This is a genomic window from Aeromonas sp. S9(2024) (genome assembly GCF_041403185.1).
Classification (GTDB): domain Bacteria; phylum Pseudomonadota; class Gammaproteobacteria; order Enterobacterales; family Aeromonadaceae; genus Aeromonas; species Aeromonas enteropelogenes.
Genome location: NZ_JBGLRE010000011.1, coordinates 90261 through 107489 on the forward strand (window position 1 = coordinate 90261; position 17229 = coordinate 107489).

The window sequence follows — 17229 nt, forward strand, 5'->3', positions numbered from 1 at the left end:
CATCATTTTTTATCACGGTATGCCTGAATATATTTTCGGGTGAGTGATAACCACTCTCATTTAATATGGGGGGCCAATTGCCTGTCACTTTCATTAATTGGAGCTGCCTCACGCTTTTATCGCAAAAAAATCATTTGCAGCCGCGCTGGCCTGATAGTTGCTCCTCTCCTTTACAAGGGGCGATCCCGCAGGAAAACCCCAGTTATTCACCATGTAAATGAGCAGAGCCGCTGCAAGGAGATCATCATGGGCGATATTATGCGACCCGTTCCCTTCAAGAACCTTCTGACCCGAATTTTTGCGGAATATAAAGAGAGCCAGTCCATCTTCGGCATTCCCGCCGCGCAATTCTATCGCAAGCAGGACGAGCGCAAGATCAAGGTATTCGGTGAAACCTGTGAGACCCCCATCGGCCCGGCAGCCGGCCCCCACACCCAGCTGGCCCAGAATATCGTCACCTCCTGGCTGACCGGCGGGCGCTTTATCGAGCTCAAGACGGTGCAGATCCTGGACCGTCTCGAACTGGCAAAGCCCTGCATCGATGCCGAGGACGAGTGCTTCAACACCGAGTGGTCCACCGAGTTCACCCTGACCAAGGCATTTGACGAGTACCTGAAGGCCTGGTTTGCCCTCTATCTGCTGGAGGAGATCTTCGATCCACGCCTCGACGGGGAGGCCAAGTCCTTTATCTTCAACATGAGCGTGGGTTACAACCTCGATGGCATCAAACAGCCCCCCATGCAGCAGTTTATCCACGGCCTGATGGACGCAAGCCAACGCCCGGCATTTGCCGAGTATCAGCAGCAGCTGCGCGAGTTCGTGGCCGACGAGCAGTTTATCGCTGCGCTGGGGCTGGAGGCGCGCCGGGATCGCCTGCAGCAGCTGGCGGACTGCATTCCGGCCACCTTGGTGCACGGGGTGACCCTCTCCACCATGCACGGCTGTCCACCCAACGAAATCGAGGCCATCTGCCGCTACATGCTGGAGGAGAAGGGGCTCAACACCTTCGTCAAACTCAACCCGACCCTGCTGGGCTACCCGCGGGTGCGCGAGATCCTTGATGGCTGTGGCTTTGATTACATTGGTCTGAGCGAAGAGTCGTTTGATCACGATCTCAAGCTGGATCAGGCCAAGGGGATGCTGACCCGTCTGATGGCGCTGGGGGCCGAGAAGGGGCTCACCTTCGGGGTCAAGCTGACCAACACGCTCGGGACTATCAACCGCAAGGGGGCGCTGCCGGGGGATGAGATGTACATGTCCGGCCGCGCGCTGTTCCCGCTCTCCATCAACGTGGCCGCCGTATTGTCGCGCGCCTTCGATGGCAAGTTGCCCATCTCCTACTCGGGCGGTGCCAGCAAGTTCAATATCTGCGAGATCTTCGAGACCGGCATCCGCCCCATCACCATGGCCACCGATCTGCTCAAACCGGGGGGCTACCTGCGCCAGCTGGAGTGTCTCAAAGAGATAGATGCGTCCGACAGCTGGGCCATGACCCGGGTGGATGTCGCCAAGCTGGAGGCCCTGGCCGCCAAGGCCCTCACCATGGATTACACCCAGAAGGAGTGGAAGTCCGAGGATCGCATTGAGGTAGGTGGCGGCCTGCCCCTGACCGACTGTTACGTGGCGCCCTGCGTCACCGCCTGCGCCGTACATCAGGATATCCCCGAGTACATTCGCCTGATGGGCGAGGGGGAGTATGTGGCGGCCCTCGAGCTGATTTACCAGCGCAACGCTCTGCCCGCCATCACCGGCCATATCTGCGATCACCAGTGCCAATACAACTGCACCCGTCTGGACTACGACAGCCCCCTCAATATCCGCGAGCTGAAAAAAGTGGCCCTCGAGCGCGGCTGGGAAGGGTACAAGGCGCGCTGGCACAAGCCGGCCGGCAGCGGTGACAAGCACCCGGTCGCGGTAATTGGCGCAGGTCCGGCGGGTCTGTCCGCCGGTTACTTCCTGGCCCGGGCCGGTCATCCGGTCACCATCTTCGAGCGCGAGGCCGACGCCGGCGGTGTGGTCAAGCACATCATCCCCGAGTTCCGTATTCCGGCTGAACTTATCCAGCATGACATCGACTTTGTCGCCGCCCACGGGGTCAGGTTCGAGTTTGGTTGCGATCCGGCGCTCACCGTCGACAAGCTGCAGGAGCAGGGCTTTACCTATGTCTTCGTCGGGATCGGTGCCGACAAGAACGGCGGCATGCGTCTGGAAGGGGATCACGAACGCATCTACAAATCCTTCCACTTCCTGCGCAGCTTCAATCAGGGCAAGCCGCTGCCGCTCGGCCGCCATGTGGCGGTGATCGGCGCCGGCAACACCGCCATGGACTGTGCCCGCGCCGCCCTCAAGGTGCCGGGAGTGAGCGATGTGACCGTCATCTACCGCCGCAGCGAGAAAGAGATGCCCGCCTATCGCGAGGAGTATCTGGAAGCGGTGGAGGATGGGGTGCGTTTTTGCTTCCTCACCAATCCGGAGCGCTTTGATAAAGATGGCAAGCTCACCGTGCGAATGATGTCCCTCGGGGATCCTGACGAGCAGGGGCGCCGCCGCCCCGTGCCCACCGAACAGACCGAGGTGATGCAGATGGATGCGCTGATCACCGCCATCGGCGAGCAGCCCGATTGCGAGGTGTTGCAGCGCATGGGGATTCCCCTTGGCAGCGATGGTTGGCCCGAGGTGGATGCCCAAAGTGGCGAGACCCGCCGTCGCAACGTCTTCCTCATCGGCGACGTGCAAAGCGGCCCGTCCTCCATCGTGGCTGCCATCGGTGGTGCCCGCCGCGCCGCGGATCTGGTATTGGCCCGCGAGCACATTGCCGGCCAGCCGTGCGATGTGACCAGCCAGCCGTCTGACAAGGAGGAGATCTACCGCCGCAAGGGCAATATCGCCGTCACCCTGGTGGACAAGGGGGAGCGGGATGCCTTCGTGGCCCAGGAGGCGCATCGTTGCCTCGAGTGCAACTACCTCTGCAGCAAGTGCGTGGATGTCTGCCCCAACCGGGCCAACGTCGCCATCGCGGTGCCGGGCTTCAAGGACCAGTTCCAGACCTTGCACCTGGACGCCTACTGCAACGAGTGCGGCAACTGCGCCCAGTTCTGCCCCTGGCAGGGCAAGCCCTATCAGGACAAGGTCACCATCTTCAGCCTGCCCGAGGACTTCGACAACAGCCGCAACCCCGGTTTCTATCTGGCCGAGGGCCATGACGGAGGCGGTGAGCTGCGGGTGCGTCAGGGCGGCGAGACCTATCGCCTGACCATAGACGCCCAAAGCCGGATCCTGGATGTGCCCGAGGCCCTTGGTGACATGTGCCGCATCATCAGCCATGTCCATGCGCACCACCACTACCTGCTGGGGGCCGTCGCGGCCTGAGCGAATAACGAATAAGCGAAGGAGCAAACCATGTTTATTCTGAAAAACGTCACCGCCGTCCAGCTGGAGCCGACCCGGGTGTTGGAGGGGGTGGATATCGCCATCGAAGGTTCCCTTATCAAGGCGGTAGGCCCTAATCTGCGGGCCCTCTACCCGGAAGCGAACTATCGGGAGATGGGGGGCAAGCTGGTGATGCCGGGCATTGTCTGTGCCCACAACCACTTTTACTCCGGCCTGTCGCGGGGGATCATGGCCAACATCGCCCCCTGCCCGGACTTTATCTCCACCCTGAAAAACCTCTGGTGGCGCCTCGATCGGGCGCTCGACGAGGAGTCCCTCTACTACAGCGGTCTCATCTGTTCGCTCGAGGCGATCAAGAGCGGCTGCAGCGCGGTGATCGACCACCACGCTTCGCCCAATTTCATCAAGGGCTCCCTCAATGTGCTGCGCAAAGGGTTCATGGAGGCGGGGCTGCGCGGCATGACCTGCTTCGAGACCACGGATCGCAACGGGGGGTTGGCCGAGCTGCAGGCCGGGGTAGAGGAGAATATCCAGTTCGCGCAAGCCATCGATGCCGCCAAGGCCAAGGGGGACGAACCCTATCTGGTGGAGGCGCACATCGGCGCCCACGCCCCCTTCACCGTGCCGGATGAGGGGCTGGCCATGCTGCGCGAAGCGCTGCAAGTCACCGGCCGTGGTCTGCATATCCATGTGGCGGAAGACCGCTACGACCTGGCCCATGGCCACCACCGTTATGGCAATGAGCCCATCGCCCGGCTGGACGCGTTTGATCTTGTCGACAGCAAGTCGCTGATTGCCCACGGCATCTATTTGAGCCCGGCTGACATCGAGCTGCTCAACAGCCGCGATGCCTTCCTGGTGCACAACGCCCGCTCCAACATGAACAACCACGTGGGCTACAACATGCACCTGCCACAGTTTCGCAACCTGGCCCTTGGCACCGACGGCATCGGCGCCGACATGTTCGAAGAGCTCAAGTTTGCCTACTTCAAGCACAGGGATGCGGGCGGGGCGCTGTGGCCAGACAGCTTTGCCCGGTTCCTGTGGAACGGCAACACCCTGCTCGAGCGCAACTTTGGTGCCCAGTTTGGCCGACTGGAGGCGGGTTACAAGGCCGACCTCACCATCTGCGACTACGCCGCACCGACCCCGTTGGCGCCGCGCAACCTCGGCGGCCACCTTGCTTTTGGCATGGGCTCATCCTCGGTCAACAGCGTGATGGTGGAGGGGCGCATGGTCTATCAGGATCGCGAGTTCGCCTTTGACGTCGAGCCCATTTATCAGCAGGCCAGCCAGGTGGCAAGCCGCCTGTGGCAACGGATGGACGCGCTGGCCTAGGGCCGCCGTTTGCAGATTTGCACCGGATTGCCCGCCCTGTGGAACGTCCCGGCGGCGGGCAGCAAGAGTAAGGACGACACATGATTGAACAATTCTTCCGACCCGAGCAACTGGGTCAGGCGTTGGCCCTCAAGGCCCAGTTTGGCAACGACGCCGTCTACATGGGGGGCGGCAGCAAGCTCAACGCCGCCCCGACCCGCACCGACAAGAAGGTCGCTATCTCCCTGGAGCGGCTCGGCCTTGGCCAGATTGAACAGCAGCACGGCCAGCTCCATATCGGCGCCAGCGTCACCCTGCAAACCCTCAAAGATGATCCCCGCACCCCGGCCGCATTGGGCGAGGCGCTGGGATTTGTCTACTCCCGCCATCTGCGCAACCAGGCCACGGTCGGCGGTGAGCTTGCCTGCCAGCAGCAGGACTCCCCCCTGCTGCCGGTGCTGCTGGTGCTCGAAGCCGTGGTGGTGCTGGAAAATAACCAGCTGCAGCCCATCGACGCCTATCTGGCGGGCCAGCGCAAGGAGCTGGTATTGGGAGTGGTGCTGCCGGAGCCCGATCTGCGCTGCGCGACCCGTCGCATCAGCCGCAACGCCGACGGTCTGGCCGTGATGACAGCGGCGGTGGCCCTGGATGCCCTTGGCGAGATGCGGGTCGCCCTGGCCGGCGTCACGCCGCAGCCCATGCGCTTGCGTGATGTGGAGCGGCGCGATCTGCACGATGCGGCGCTGGAGGCGGCGGTGAGCGAGCTGGTCACCCCGCGCGCGGATCTCGGTGGCAGCGTGGCCTACAAGCGCTATATCAGCGGCGTGGTGGTGGCGGATCTGCTGGTGGAGTGCCAGCAGCAGGAGGTACAGGCATGATGGAACTCAACTTCACCCTGAACGGTGCCCTGCGCACCGTCATTTGCCCCGCCGGCGAGAATGCCCAGCGGGTGCTGTTCAACCAGTGCCGGATGCATTCGGTGCGCAACAGTGACGACGGTTTCGGCTTCGCCGGCTCCGACGCCATCCTCTTCAATGGCAAGGTGGTCAACGCCTCCCTGCTGATCGCCGCGCAACTGGAGGGGGCCGAGGTGCGCACCGCCGAGTCGCTGGGCACCTGGAATCAACTCAGTCTGGTGCAGCAGGCCATGGTGGACGTAGGCGTGGTGCAGTCCGGTTACAACGATCCGGCCGCCTCCCTGATCGTGACCGACCTGCTTGATCGCCACCCGAACCCCACCCGTGATCAAATCGACGATGCGCTCTCGGGGCTGTTTCACCGTGACGGCGGTTACCAGCAGTTCTACCAGGCCATCGAGCTCGCCAGCTCGCGCCTCAAGGATCCCGATTACCTGTGCCAGATTGCCCCCGAGTTTCGTGACGATCTGCGCCACATCGGCAAGAGCTGCCCGAAAGTGGACGCCGCCAAGATGGTGCAGGCCAAACCCTGCTACGTGGAGGACAGGGTCAGCGAGGATGCGCTGGTCATCAAGATGCTGCGAAGCCCCCATCCCCATGCGGTGATCACCAAACTCGACGTGAGCCGCGCCGAAGCCATGGCGGGGGTGGTGCATGTCATCACCCACCTCAACTGCCCGGATGTCTACTATACCCCGGGTGGCCAGAGCGCCCCCGAGCCGTCACCGCTCGATCGCCGCATGTTTGGCCGCAAGCTGCGTCACGTGGGGGATCGTGTTGCCGCCGTGGTGGCCGAGAGCGAAGCCATCGCATTGGCGGCGCTCAAACTCATCGAGGTCGAGTATCAGGTATTGCCGGCGGTCATGAACATAGACGAGGCGATGGCCCCCAATGCGCCGCTGGTGCACGACGAGCCCATCGTCTACATGGCCGGGGCGCCGGCGGATCTGGAGGCCCAGAACGCCAACGCCGTCTATCGCGATGACGAGCACATGATCATCAATTTCCCCATCGGGGCTCGCCCCCACGAGAACCTGGCTGCCAGCGTCCATGGTCAGATTGGCGATGTGGCCAAGGGCTTTGCCGAGGCGGATGTGGTGCTGGAGCGCACCTACGAATCCACCCAGGCCCAGCAGTGCCCGACCGAGCCGCACATCTGCTTTACCTATATGGATGGGGAGCGCCTCATCATTCACGCCTCCACCCAGGTGCCCTGGCACGTGCGTCGTCAGGTGGCGCGCATCGTCGGCATGAAGCAGCACCAGGTGCACGTCATCAAGGAGCGGGTAGGGGGCGGCTTTGGCTCCAAGCAGGACATCCTGCTGGAGGAGGTGTGTGCCTGGGCCACGAAAGTGACTGGCCGTCCGGTCACCTTCCGTTACACCCGTGAAGAGGAGTTCATCAGCAACACCTCCCGCCACGTGGCCAAGGTGACGGTGAAGATAGGGGCCAAGAAGGATGGCACCCTCACCGCCATCGACATGGATTTTCGCGCCAACACCGGCCCTTACGGCAACCACTCATTGACGGTGCCAAGCAACGGCCCGGCGCTCTCCCTGCCGCTCTATCCGTGCGATAACGTGCGTTTCACCGTCAACACCTACTACAGCAACATCTGCCCGACCGGGGCCTATCAGGGTTACGGCGCGCCCAAGGGCAACTTCGCCCTGACCATGGCCATCGCCGAGCTGGCGGAGCAACTGGGCATTGATCAGCTCGAGATGGTGGAGCACAACCGGGTGCACGAAGGGGACATCCTCAAGGTGCTGGGGGCCATCGGCGAGGGCAAGATGCCCACCTCGGTGCCCCACGCCGCCAGCTGCGCCCTCGAGCCCATCCTGAAACAGGGGCGCGAGCTCATCGCCTGGGACAGCCCCAAACCCGCGGACGGGGATTGGCGCATCGGCCGTGGCGTCGCCATCATCATGCAAAAATCGGGGATCCCGGACATCGATCAGGCCAACTGCATGGTCAAGCTGGAGTCTGACGGTACCTTTATCGTCCACTCCGGTGGCGCCGATATCGGCACCGGCCTCGATACCGTGGTGGCCAAGCTGACCGCCGAGGTGCTCGGTTGCCCGCTCGGCGATGTGCATGTGATTTCCGGCGACACCGACCACGCCCTGTTCGACAAGGGGGCCTATGCCTCTTCGGGCACCTGCTTCTCCGGCAACGCGGCCAAGAAGGCGGCCGAGAACCTCAAGGAGAAGATCCTGTTCCACGGCGCCGCCATGCTGGGCGAACCGGTGACGGATGTCGAGCTGGTCTACCCCGGGGTGGTGCGCGGCAAGCTGGGAGAAGTCTCCCTTGGCCAGATCGCCCACAAGGCGGAGACCGGCACCGGCTTTGGCATCCTGGTGGGCACCGCCAGCTACATCACCTCGGAGCTGGCCTTCCCTTACGGGGCCAACTTTGCCGAGGTGGCGGTCAACGTGCGCACCGGCGAGATCCGCCTCGACAAGTTCTACGCCCTGCTCGACTGCGGCACCCCCATCAACCCCGAGCTGGCCCTCGGCCAGATCTACGGCGCCACCATGCGGGCCATCGGCCACTCCTTGACCGAGGAGATCTGCTACGACGGCAAGGGGATCCCGCTCACCCGGGATCTCAAGAGCTATGGCGCGCCCAAGATTGGCGACATCCCGCGCGACTTCAGGGCCTTCCTGGTACCGAGTGACGACAAGGTCGGCCCCTATGGTGCCAAGTCCATCTCGGAGATCGGGGTCAACGGCGCCGCGCCCGCCATCGCCACCGCCATTCACGACGCCTGCGGGATCTGGCTGCGCAAATGGCACTTCACGCCGGAGCAGATCCTGCGTGAGCTCGGCAAGCTGGAGCAACAAACGGTGGCATGACAAGAGAAAAGGTGAGGGGCGGGCGCAGGCTCGCCCCGACACCTGACAGCGGAATGAGTACTCCGCCCATATTCTGTGTGATGGGACAATCAAGATGTCTAAAACAACACGCAAGCACTCGGATCTGATCTACGAGCTGGAAGACCAGCCCCCCTTTTCGCAAACCCTGATGGGCGCAGTGACCCACCTGCTGGCCATCTTCGTGCCCATGGTGACCCCGGCCCTCATCGTCGGCGGGGCCCTCGGCCTCTCCACCGAGACCACCGCCTATCTGGTCTCCATGGCGATGATCGCCTCCGGCATCGGCACCTGGTTGCAGGTGAACCGCTACGGTCCCATCGGCTCGGGCTTGCTCTCCATCCAGTCGGTCAACTTCTCCTTCGTTACCGTGATGATTGCGCTCGGCAGCGCCATGAAAAAAGATGGCCTGCACGAGGAGCTGATCGTCTCGACCCTGCTCGGGGTCTCCTTTGTCGGCGCCTTCCTGGTGATGGGCTCCTCCTTCGTACTGCCTTACCTCAAGCGGGTGATCACCCCGACCGTGAGCGGGGTGGTGGTGCTGATGATCGGCCTTAGCCTCATCAAGGTGGGGATCATCGACTTTGGCGGTGGCTTCTCCGCCATGAGCAGCGGTACCTTCGGCAAGTACGAAAACATCGGCCTGGGGCTGCTGGTGCTCTGCGTCATCGTCGCCTTCAACTGCAGCAAAAGCCCGCTGCTTCGCATGAGCGGTATCGCCATCGGCCTGCTGGTGGGCTATGTGGTGGCCCTGATGCTTGGCATGGTGGATTTCTCCCCGTTAAATGATCTGCCCCTGGTCACCATTCCGGTGCCGTTCAAATACGGTTTTTCCTTCGATCTGCACGCCTTCGTGCTGGCTGGCACCATCTATCTGTTGAGCGTGCTGGAGGCGGTGGGGGACATCACCGCCACCGCCATGGTCTCCCACCGGCAGATCCAGGGCCCCGAGTTTCAAAAACGGCTCTCCGGCGGCGTTCTGGCGGACGGCCTGGTGTCGGTGATCGCCTCTGCGCTCGGCTCCCTGCCGCTCACCACCTTTGCCCAGAACAACGGCGTCATCCAGATGACCGGGGTGGCCTCGCGCCACGTGGGCAAGTTTATCGCCGTCATCCTGGTGCTGCTGGGACTCTTCCCCGTGGTGGGGCGCTTCTTCACCACCATCCCGTCCCCGGTGATGGGGGGCGCCATGACCATCATGTTCTCCATGATCGCCATCGCCGGTGGCCGCATCATCATCAGCCATGGCTTCGATCGGCGCGAGACCCTGATCGTCGCCACCTCGCTGGGGCTGGGGCTCGGCGTCTCCTACGACCCGAACGTCTTCAAGGTGTTGCCCGCCGGCATCTACATGCTGGTGGAGAACCCCATCTGCGCCGGCGGCATCACCGCCATCATCCTGAATCTGGTGCTGCCCCAGAGCCGCAAGCGCAAGGTGCTCAAGGGCGCCGAGGGGGTGGAAGTGATCCAACTCAGCGACAAGCCGGACAGCGCCTTGCAGACCGCCCCCGCCAGCCGGGAGGCAGTACCCCGGGTAGAGGAAGCAGGGGTGAGTGAACCCGGGACAGAGCGGGTCTGAATCTCATTACAGAACGATAAAAACAGGGACAAGGTTATGAACTACGACAACTCAGTCAAAGCCATCCGTGGCAGCTTTTTTGACATCACCCGGGTGGTGGATCACCCGGAGGAGATAGAGGCTCACGCCCGCCTCGTCGAGGATGGGCTCCTGATCATCCGCAACGGCTGCATCGACTGGTTCGGCCAGTGGGAGGAGGGCAAGGGGCGCATCCCGAGCGAGGTGCGGGTGCGTGATTATCGCGGCAAGCTCATCGTGCCGGGCTTTGTCGACACCCACATTCATTACCCCCAGAGCGAGATGGTGGGGGCCTATGGCGAGCAGTTGCTGGAGTGGCTGAGCCAACACACCTTCCCGGCCGAGCGGCGCTACAACGATCGCGAGTATGCCCGCGAGATGTCCACCTTCTTTATCAAGCAGCTGCTGCGAAACGGCACCACCACGGCGCTGGTGTTTGGCACCGTCCACCCCGAGTCGGTGGATGCCCTGTTCGAGGCGGCCAGTCGCATCAATATGCGGATGATCGCGGGCAAGGTGATGATGGATCGCAACGCCCCCGATTATCTGCTGGATACTGCGCAGAGCAGTTATCTGCAGAGCAAGGCGCTCATCGAGCGCTGGCATGGCAACGGTCGCCTGCTTTATGCCATCACACCACGATTTGCCCCCACCTCGACACCCGAGCAGCTGGCGATGGCAAAACGACTGCGTGAGGAGTACCCCACCACCTATCTGCACACCCATCTGTGCGAAAACAAGGAGGAGATCGCTTGGGTCAAATCCCTCTTTCCCGAGCATCAGGGCTACCTCGACGTCTATCACCAGCACGGTCTCACCGGCCACAACTGCGTGTTTGCCCACTGTATCCACCTGGAAGAGCAGGAGTGGGACTGCCTCAAGGAGACCGACTCCACCATCGCGTTTTGCCCCACTTCGAACCTGTATCTCGGTAGCGGCCTCTTCAAGCTGCACAAGGCGTGGCACAAGCAGGTGAAGGTGGGGATAGGTACCGACATCGGTGCCGGCACCACCTTCAACATGCTGCAGACGCTGAACGAGGCCTACAAGGTGATGCAGCTGCAAAGCGAGCGGCTCTCGGCCTATCAGGCCTTCTATCTCGCCACCCTGGGGGGCGCCCATTCGCTCGGGCTGGACGAGAAGATCGGCAGCTTTGCCACGGGCAAGGAGGCGGATTTCGTGGTGCTCGACCCGGTCGCCACTCCGCTGCAGCAGCTGCGCTATGACAACTCCACCACCTTGCGGGACAAGCTCTTTGTGCTGTTGACCCTGGGGGATGACAGATCCATCTACCGCACCTATGTGGATGGCCAACTGGTGCACGAGCGAGGGTAGGGAAGGCAACGGGGCGGCGTGAAGTTGCCCCAGAGAACACGAAGGCTGGCGAACCCGCAAGGAGCGCCAGCATCGCAAACACCGGGGCCAGACCCCGGGACACAAGGGGAAATGGCCCGGTTTAGTTGACCAGCAAGGCAAACGTTTGGCTCTGCCTGCTATCTGGTCTTGGCGCTGCGACAGGCCCGCAGGAGAGACCCGCAGTGAGTACCGCCATTTCGTCACGACACGCATGTCGTTACGACACATTCAGGTGTTTTCGAAAGGAGTTGGGTATGACCCAGGCAAACAGCAGGATACGCAGTGTGCAAGAGCAGGCCGGGCAGGAGGTTGGCGAGGCCGGATCAGGACAAACACCCATGGGGGCGCTCGATCGCTTCTTCATGATCAGCGAGCGGGGCAGCAACGTGCGCCAGGAGGTGCTGGCCGGGCTCACCACCTTCCTCGCCATGGTCTATTCGGTGATCGTGGTGCCCAGCATGCTCGGCAAGGCGGGCTTTCCCCCCGGCGCCGTCTTTGTGGCTACCTGTCTGGTGGCGGGCTTTGGTTCGCTGCTGATGGGGCTTTGGGCCAAGCTGCCCATGGCCATCGGCTGCGCCATCTCGCTCACCGCCTTTACCGCCTTCAGCCTGGTGCTGGGGCAGCAGATCTCCATCCCGGTGGCCCTCGGCGCGGTCTTTTTGATGGGGGTACTCTTTACCGCCATCTCGGTGACCGGAGTGCGCAGCTGGATCCTGGATAACCTGCCGATGGGGATCGCCCACGGCACCGGCATCGGTATCGGCCTCTTCTTATTGCTCATCGCCGCCAACGGGGTGGGGCTGGTGATCAAGAACCCGCTGGAAGGCTTGCCGGTGGCGCTCGGGGCCTTTACCTCCATGCCGGTCATCATGTCTCTCATCGGCCTTGCGGTGATCTTCGGCCTTGAAAAACTGCGGGTACCGGGCGGGATCCTGCTGGTGATCATCGCCATCTCCATCTTCGGTCTCATCTTCGATCCGGCGGTGACCTATCAGGGGCTGTTCGCCATGCCGAGCCTGGCGGATGCGCAGGGTAACTCCCTTATCTTCAGCCTCGACATCATGGGGGCCCTCTCGCCCCTGGTGCTGCCCAGCGTGCTGGCGCTGGTGATGACGGCGGTGTTCGACGCCACCGGCACCATACGGGCGGTGGCGGGCCAGGCCAATCTGCTGGACAAGGATGGCCACATCATCAACAGCGGCAAGGCGCTCAGTGCCGACTCGGTCAGCAGCATCTTCTCCGGCCTGGTGGGGGCGGCGCCGGCCGCCGTCTATATCGAGTCGGCGGCGGGCACGGCAGCGGGCGGCAAGACGGGGCTCACCGCCACCGTAGTGGGGTGTCTCTTCCTGCTGATGCTGTTCCTCTCGCCGCTCTCCTATCTGGTACCGGCCTATGCCACCGCGCCGGCCCTGATGTACGTGGGGCTCCTGATGCTGAGCAATGTCACCAAGCTTGATTTCAGTGACTCTGTCGGGGCCATGTCCGGTCTGGTGTGCGCCGTCTTCATCGTGCTCACCTGCAATATCGTCACCGGTATCATGCTGGGCTTCAGCGCCCTGGTGATCGGCCGCGTCTGCTCCAACGAGTGGCGCAAGCTCAACCCGGGGACCGTCATCATCGCCCTGGCCTTGGTGATTTTCTACGCTGGGGGGTGGGCCATCTAGGGATGCCTACCCGTTTCGGGGCCGCCGCCAGGCGGCCCCGTTTTTTTGTGGGGAGAGGGGCATTTTTGGCAACAGTGGTTGGCTTCTCTTGCCGGTGTGGCAAGAGAGCGGGGGCCTCTTTTTGTTATGTGAAAAGAGAGTCAGAGCCCCTTTGGCTGCAAAGATCTGGCCGCTACCATTTTGATAAAGCCGGCTACCAGATTGATACGCCCGCTCTTTCTGCTCCCCTTGTTTGCCACCCCGCTTGCCTGCCAATAACCGCGTCGGGGGCGAGAAATTCAGGCAGATGGGATCCCCTTCACACTTCTTGCCATCCTCGCGCTCCCATGGGGAAACGGGCGCATATCTTGCTGTTTTTCATCTGGTTCTGGAATTTTCCCATCTGAAAAAGGACTGGATCATGTCCATTGGATTACCCCTCAAGCGGGTGGATGCCGAGGCCAAGGTGACCGGCAGCGCCCGCTATACCGATGACAACATCATGCTCGGCATGCGTCACGCCAAGTACGTGCGCAGCAACATCGCCCACGGCAGGGTGCTCGCTATCGACGCCTCCGAGGCGCTGGCCCTGCACGGGGTCGAAGCCGTGTTTACCCATGAGGATGTGCCCGCCACCTGCTATCGCACCGCCGGCCACGCCTGGTCCCTTGATGAGGCCAAGCGGGATGTCAAAGACAGGCGCCTGCTCACCGATCATGTGCGCCACTTTGGCGATGGCGTCGCCATCGTGGTAGCCCGCGATCCCTTGGTGGCCGAGAAGGCCGCCGCCCTGGTCAAGGTGAGCTACGAGCCGCTGCCGGTGATGACGGATGCGGCCAGTGCCCTGGCTGACGATGCTCACCCCATCCACCCCGGCGGCAACCTGCTGCGGCAAAGCCAAATTCGGGCAGGGGAGCCGGAGCAGGCCATCGCTGCGGCAGATGTTCAGTTCAAAGGCCACTATCAGACCCCTGTGGTGCAGCATTGCCATCTGGAGACGGTCACCTGTTACGCCTACATGGATCAGCCGGATCATATCGTGGTGGTCTCCAGCACCCAGATCCCCCAGATAGTGCGCAGCCGGGTGGCCAAGTCCCTCGGCCTGCCCTGGTCGAGCGTGCGGGTCATCAAGCCCTACATGGGGGGCGGTTTTGGCAACAAGCAGGATGTGCTGGAAGAGCCGATGGCGGCGTTTCTGAGTTACAAGCTCGGCGGCGTGCCGGTCAAGGTGACCTTGAGCCGGGAAGAGTGCTTCTTTGCTTCGCGCACCCGCCACGGCTTTGCCATCGACGGCACCCTCGGCATCGACCGGGATGGCACCCTCAAGGGGTATCAGCTGGACGTGCTCTCCAACACCGGCGGCTATGCCTCCCACGGCCACTCCATCGCCAGCGCCGGCGCCAACAAGATAAGCTACCTCTATCCGCGCAGCGCCTTTGGCTATGACGCCAAAACCTTCTACAGCAACCTGCCCACTGCCGGCGCCATGCGCGGTTACGGTGCGCCCCAGGTGGTGTTTGCCCTCGAATGCATGCTAGACGATGCCTGCGCCGAGCTGTGTCTGGATCCGCTTGCGGTGCGCATTGCCAACGTGGCCCGCGAGGGGGACGTCAATCAGGTCAACCAGAAGACCATCTACAGTGCCGGCTTGCCCGAGTGCCTGCGTCGGGGTGGCGAGCAGTTCGAATGGGCGCGCCTGCGGGCCGAGTGCCTGGCGCAGGATCCGGCGAGCCGGGTACGGCGCGGCATCGGGGTGGCTTGCTTTAGTTACGGCTCCAACACCTATCCGGTGGGGGTCGAAATTGCCGGCGCCCGCATGCTGCTCAACCAGGATGGCACCGTCAATCTGCAGATCGGCGCCACCGAGATAGGGCAGGGGTCGGATACCGTCTTTGCCCAGATGGCGGCCCAGACATTGGGCATTCCGTTTGAGCAGATCCGGGTCATCTCGACTCAGGATACCGACATCACCGCCTACGATCCGGGCTCGTTCGCCTCGCGCCAGAGCTATGTGGCGGCCCCCGCCATCCATCAGGCGGCACTCCAGCTGCGGGCGCGCATCCTCTCGCTGGCGGCCCAGCTCTGCCATCAGGATGTGGGCTCGCTTACCCTGGTGGATGGTTACGTGGTGCTGGCCGGTGCACCGGACAAGGTGCTCATCAGCGTGGCCGAGGTGTCGGTCAACGCCTATTACCACCTCACCATCGGCGGCCAGATCACCTCGGAAGTCTCCCATAAGACCACCACCAACCCGCCGAGCTTTGGCTGCACCTTTGTCGATCTCAGTGTCGACATCGATCTCTGCAAGGTGACCATCAATCGCATTCTCAACCTGCACGATGCGGGCAAGATCCTCAACCCGCAGCTGGCGGAGGGGCAGGTGCACGGCGGCATGGGGATGGGGATCGGCTGGTCGCTGTTCGAGGAGATGATCATCGATGCCAGGACTGGTGCGGTGCGCAACCCCAACCTGCTGGACTACAAGTTCCCCACCATGCTGGACTTGCCCGAGCTCGAATGCGACTTCGTGCAGACCCATGAGCCCCAGTCGGTCTATGGCCACAAATCCCTGGGCGAGCCGCCCATCATCTCCCCCGGCCCGGCCATTCGAAACGCCATCAGGATGGCGACCGGCGTGGCCATCAACGAGCTGCCCATCACCCCCAAGACCCTGTTTCGGGAGTTTGTCGCTGCGGGTTTGATCACCGAGGGCACAAGGGAGGAGCAACCCCATGTTTGATATTGCCCGTTACTACAAGGCCCACAGCGTGGCCGAGGCCATCGCCCTGCGCCAGGCCGACCCCGAGGCGCGCCTCTTGGCCGGTGGCACCGATGTGATGATCCAGCTTCATCACCTCAACGCCGCCTATCGCCATATCGTCGATATTCACGACTTGCCCGAGCTCAAAGGGGTGTGCGAGTTGGCCGATGGCGCGATACGCATTGGTTCCGGCACCACCTTTACCGAGCTCATCGAAAACGAGCTGGTGCAGCGCCGCCTGCCCATGCTGGCCGAGGCTGCCGCCACTATCGCCGGCCCGCAGATCCGCAACGTCGCCACCTATGGCGGCAACATCTGCAACGGCGCCACCAGTGCCGACTCGGCGGCGCCCACCGTGGCGCTGGAAGCAGAGCTGGAGATCGCCGGTCCCGATGGCACGCGCCGCATCCCCATCGCCGGTTTTCACACCGGCCCGGGCAAGGTGGCGCTGCAACCGGCAGAGATCCTGGTGGCATTCCACTTTGCCCCGGACGTGCACCTCCATGCGGGATCCCACTACTTCAAGTACGCCATGCGGGGGGCCATGGATATCGCCACCATCGGCTGCGCCGCCTACTGCCAGATTGAGGATGGCCACTTCAAACGTCTGCGGCTGGCCTACGGGGTAGCGGCACCGACGCCGGTGCGCACGCCCCACGCGGAAGTGGCGGCCGAGGGGCAACCCCTGACCCGGGCGACGCTCGCAGCGATCGCCGAGGCGGTGGTGGCCGATGTGGCGCCGCGCTCCTCCTGGCGGGCGGAGAAAGAGTTCCGCCTGCACCTTATCAAAACCCTGGCGCAGCGGGTGGTCGCCTGCGCCGTCGAACGGGCCGGAGGCCAGATCCTATGATGCAACCGCAAACCTGTCCCGCTGTGGAGATCCAGTGCGAGATCAACGGCAAGCCCTACTCCTATGCGGTGTCGCCCACCATGTCGCTGCTTCACTTCCTGCGCGGGCTGGGGCTTATCAGCGTGAAAGAGGGGTGCAGCGTCGGCGAGTGCGGCGCCTGTACCGTGCGGGTCGATGGCGTGGCCCTCGACAGCTGCCTCTATCTGGCGGTATGGGCCGATGGCAAGTCCATCCGCACCGTGGAGGGGGAACGTAAAGGGAGTGAGCTCTCCGATGTGCAGCAGGCCTTTATCGACGAGGGGGCGGTGCAGTGCGGTTTTTGCACCCCGGGCCTGGTGATGGCGAGCGCCGCCCTGCTCGACAAGACCAAGCGTCGCCCGTTGACCGAGGCGGAGATCCGCCGCGGCCTTGCCGGCAACCTCTGCCGCTGCACCGGCTACCAGAACGTGGTGCGGGCGGTGAAAAAGTGCTGCAGGAGTGAATGACCAGGCGCTGTACCTGCAAGCCGGATAGCAAAAGGCCCGC

10 protein-coding genes are annotated in these 17229 nt (G+C 63.0%); all 10 read left to right on the top strand.

The features are described 5' to 3' along the window. Positions 1-246: 246 nt before the first annotated feature. A complete protein-coding gene (gene ygfK, locus ACB028_RS16835) occupies positions 247-3369 on the top strand; it encodes a putative selenate reductase subunit YgfK (protein WP_371144778.1) in 3123 nt (1040 codons plus the stop codon). A gap of 30 nt (positions 3370-3399) precedes the next feature. Further along, positions 3400-4728 carry a putative aminohydrolase SsnA gene (gene ssnA / locus ACB028_RS16840; protein ID WP_371144779.1) on the top strand — a complete coding sequence of 443 codons (1329 nt, stop codon included), beginning with the start codon at positions 3400-3402 and terminating at the stop codon, positions 4726-4728. A gap of 80 nt (positions 4729-4808) precedes the next feature. Then, complete coding sequence (ygfM, locus tag ACB028_RS16845) at positions 4809-5585, top strand: molybdopterin-dependent oxidoreductase FAD-binding subunit (RefSeq protein WP_225632509.1); 777 nt, start codon at positions 4809-4811, stop codon at positions 5583-5585. Then, on the top strand, positions 5582-8479 hold the full coding sequence (locus tag ACB028_RS16850; RefSeq protein ID WP_371144780.1) for a molybdopterin-dependent oxidoreductase Mo/Fe-S-binding subunit: 2898 nt from the start codon (positions 5582-5584) through the stop codon (positions 8477-8479). Before ygfM ends, ACB028_RS16850 begins: the two co-directional genes overlap by 4 nt. A 94-nt stretch (positions 8480-8573) precedes the next feature. Beyond that, the gene (locus ACB028_RS16855) at positions 8574-10076 is read left to right on the top strand and encodes a nucleobase:cation symporter-2 family protein (RefSeq protein WP_371144781.1); all 1503 of its coding nucleotides are present in this window, start codon (positions 8574-8576) and stop codon (positions 10074-10076) included. A 36-nt stretch (positions 10077-10112) separates the two neighbouring features. Beyond that, complete coding sequence (gene guaD, locus ACB028_RS16860; RefSeq protein ID WP_371144782.1) at positions 10113-11429, top strand: guanine deaminase; 1317 nt, start codon at positions 10113-10115, stop codon at positions 11427-11429. A 359-nt stretch (positions 11430-11788) separates the two neighbouring features. Next, positions 11789-13114 carry an NCS2 family permease gene (locus ACB028_RS16865; RefSeq protein WP_042026467.1) on the top strand — a complete coding sequence of 442 codons (1326 nt, stop codon included), beginning with the start codon at positions 11789-11791 and terminating at the stop codon, positions 13112-13114. 400 nt (positions 13115-13514) lie between these two features. Further along, positions 13515-15833 carry a xanthine dehydrogenase molybdenum-binding subunit XdhA gene (gene xdhA / locus ACB028_RS16870; RefSeq protein ID WP_371144783.1) on the top strand — a complete coding sequence of 773 codons (2319 nt, stop codon included), beginning with the start codon at positions 13515-13517 and terminating at the stop codon, positions 15831-15833. Further along, positions 15826-16704, top strand: coding sequence for a xanthine dehydrogenase FAD-binding subunit XdhB (gene xdhB, locus ACB028_RS16875; RefSeq protein ID WP_371144784.1), 879 nt, complete (start codon positions 15826-15828; stop codon positions 16702-16704). Before xdhA ends, xdhB begins: the two co-directional genes overlap by 8 nt. Further along, positions 16701-17189 carry a xanthine dehydrogenase iron sulfur-binding subunit XdhC gene (gene xdhC / locus ACB028_RS16880; RefSeq protein WP_223377784.1) on the top strand — a complete coding sequence of 163 codons (489 nt, stop codon included), beginning with the start codon at positions 16701-16703 and terminating at the stop codon, positions 17187-17189. Before xdhB ends, xdhC begins: the two co-directional genes overlap by 4 nt. Positions 17190-17229: the final 40 nt, after the last annotated feature.

Coding starts and splice junctions, on each gene's coding strand:
- ACB028_RS16850 (WP_371144780.1), top strand. CDS start 5,582: ATGATGGAACTCAACTTCACCCTGAACGGTGCCCTGCGCACCGTCATT.
- xdhB (WP_371144784.1), top strand. CDS start 15,826: ATGTTTGATATTGCCCGTTACTACAAGGCCCACAGCGTGGCCGAGGCC.
- ACB028_RS16865 (WP_042026467.1), top strand. CDS start 11,789: ATGGGGGCGCTCGATCGCTTCTTCATGATCAGCGAGCGGGGCAGCAAC.
- xdhA (WP_371144783.1), top strand. CDS start 13,515: ATGTCCATTGGATTACCCCTCAAGCGGGTGGATGCCGAGGCCAAGGTG.
- ssnA (WP_371144779.1), top strand. CDS start 3,400: ATGTTTATTCTGAAAAACGTCACCGCCGTCCAGCTGGAGCCGACCCGG.
- xdhC (WP_223377784.1), top strand. CDS start 16,701: ATGATGCAACCGCAAACCTGTCCCGCTGTGGAGATCCAGTGCGAGATC.
- guaD (WP_371144782.1), top strand. CDS start 10,113: ATGAACTACGACAACTCAGTCAAAGCCATCCGTGGCAGCTTTTTTGAC.
- ygfM (WP_225632509.1), top strand. CDS start 4,809: ATGATTGAACAATTCTTCCGACCCGAGCAACTGGGTCAGGCGTTGGCC.
- ACB028_RS16855 (WP_371144781.1), top strand. CDS start 8,574: ATGTCTAAAACAACACGCAAGCACTCGGATCTGATCTACGAGCTGGAA.
- ygfK (WP_371144778.1), top strand. CDS start 247: ATGGGCGATATTATGCGACCCGTTCCCTTCAAGAACCTTCTGACCCGA.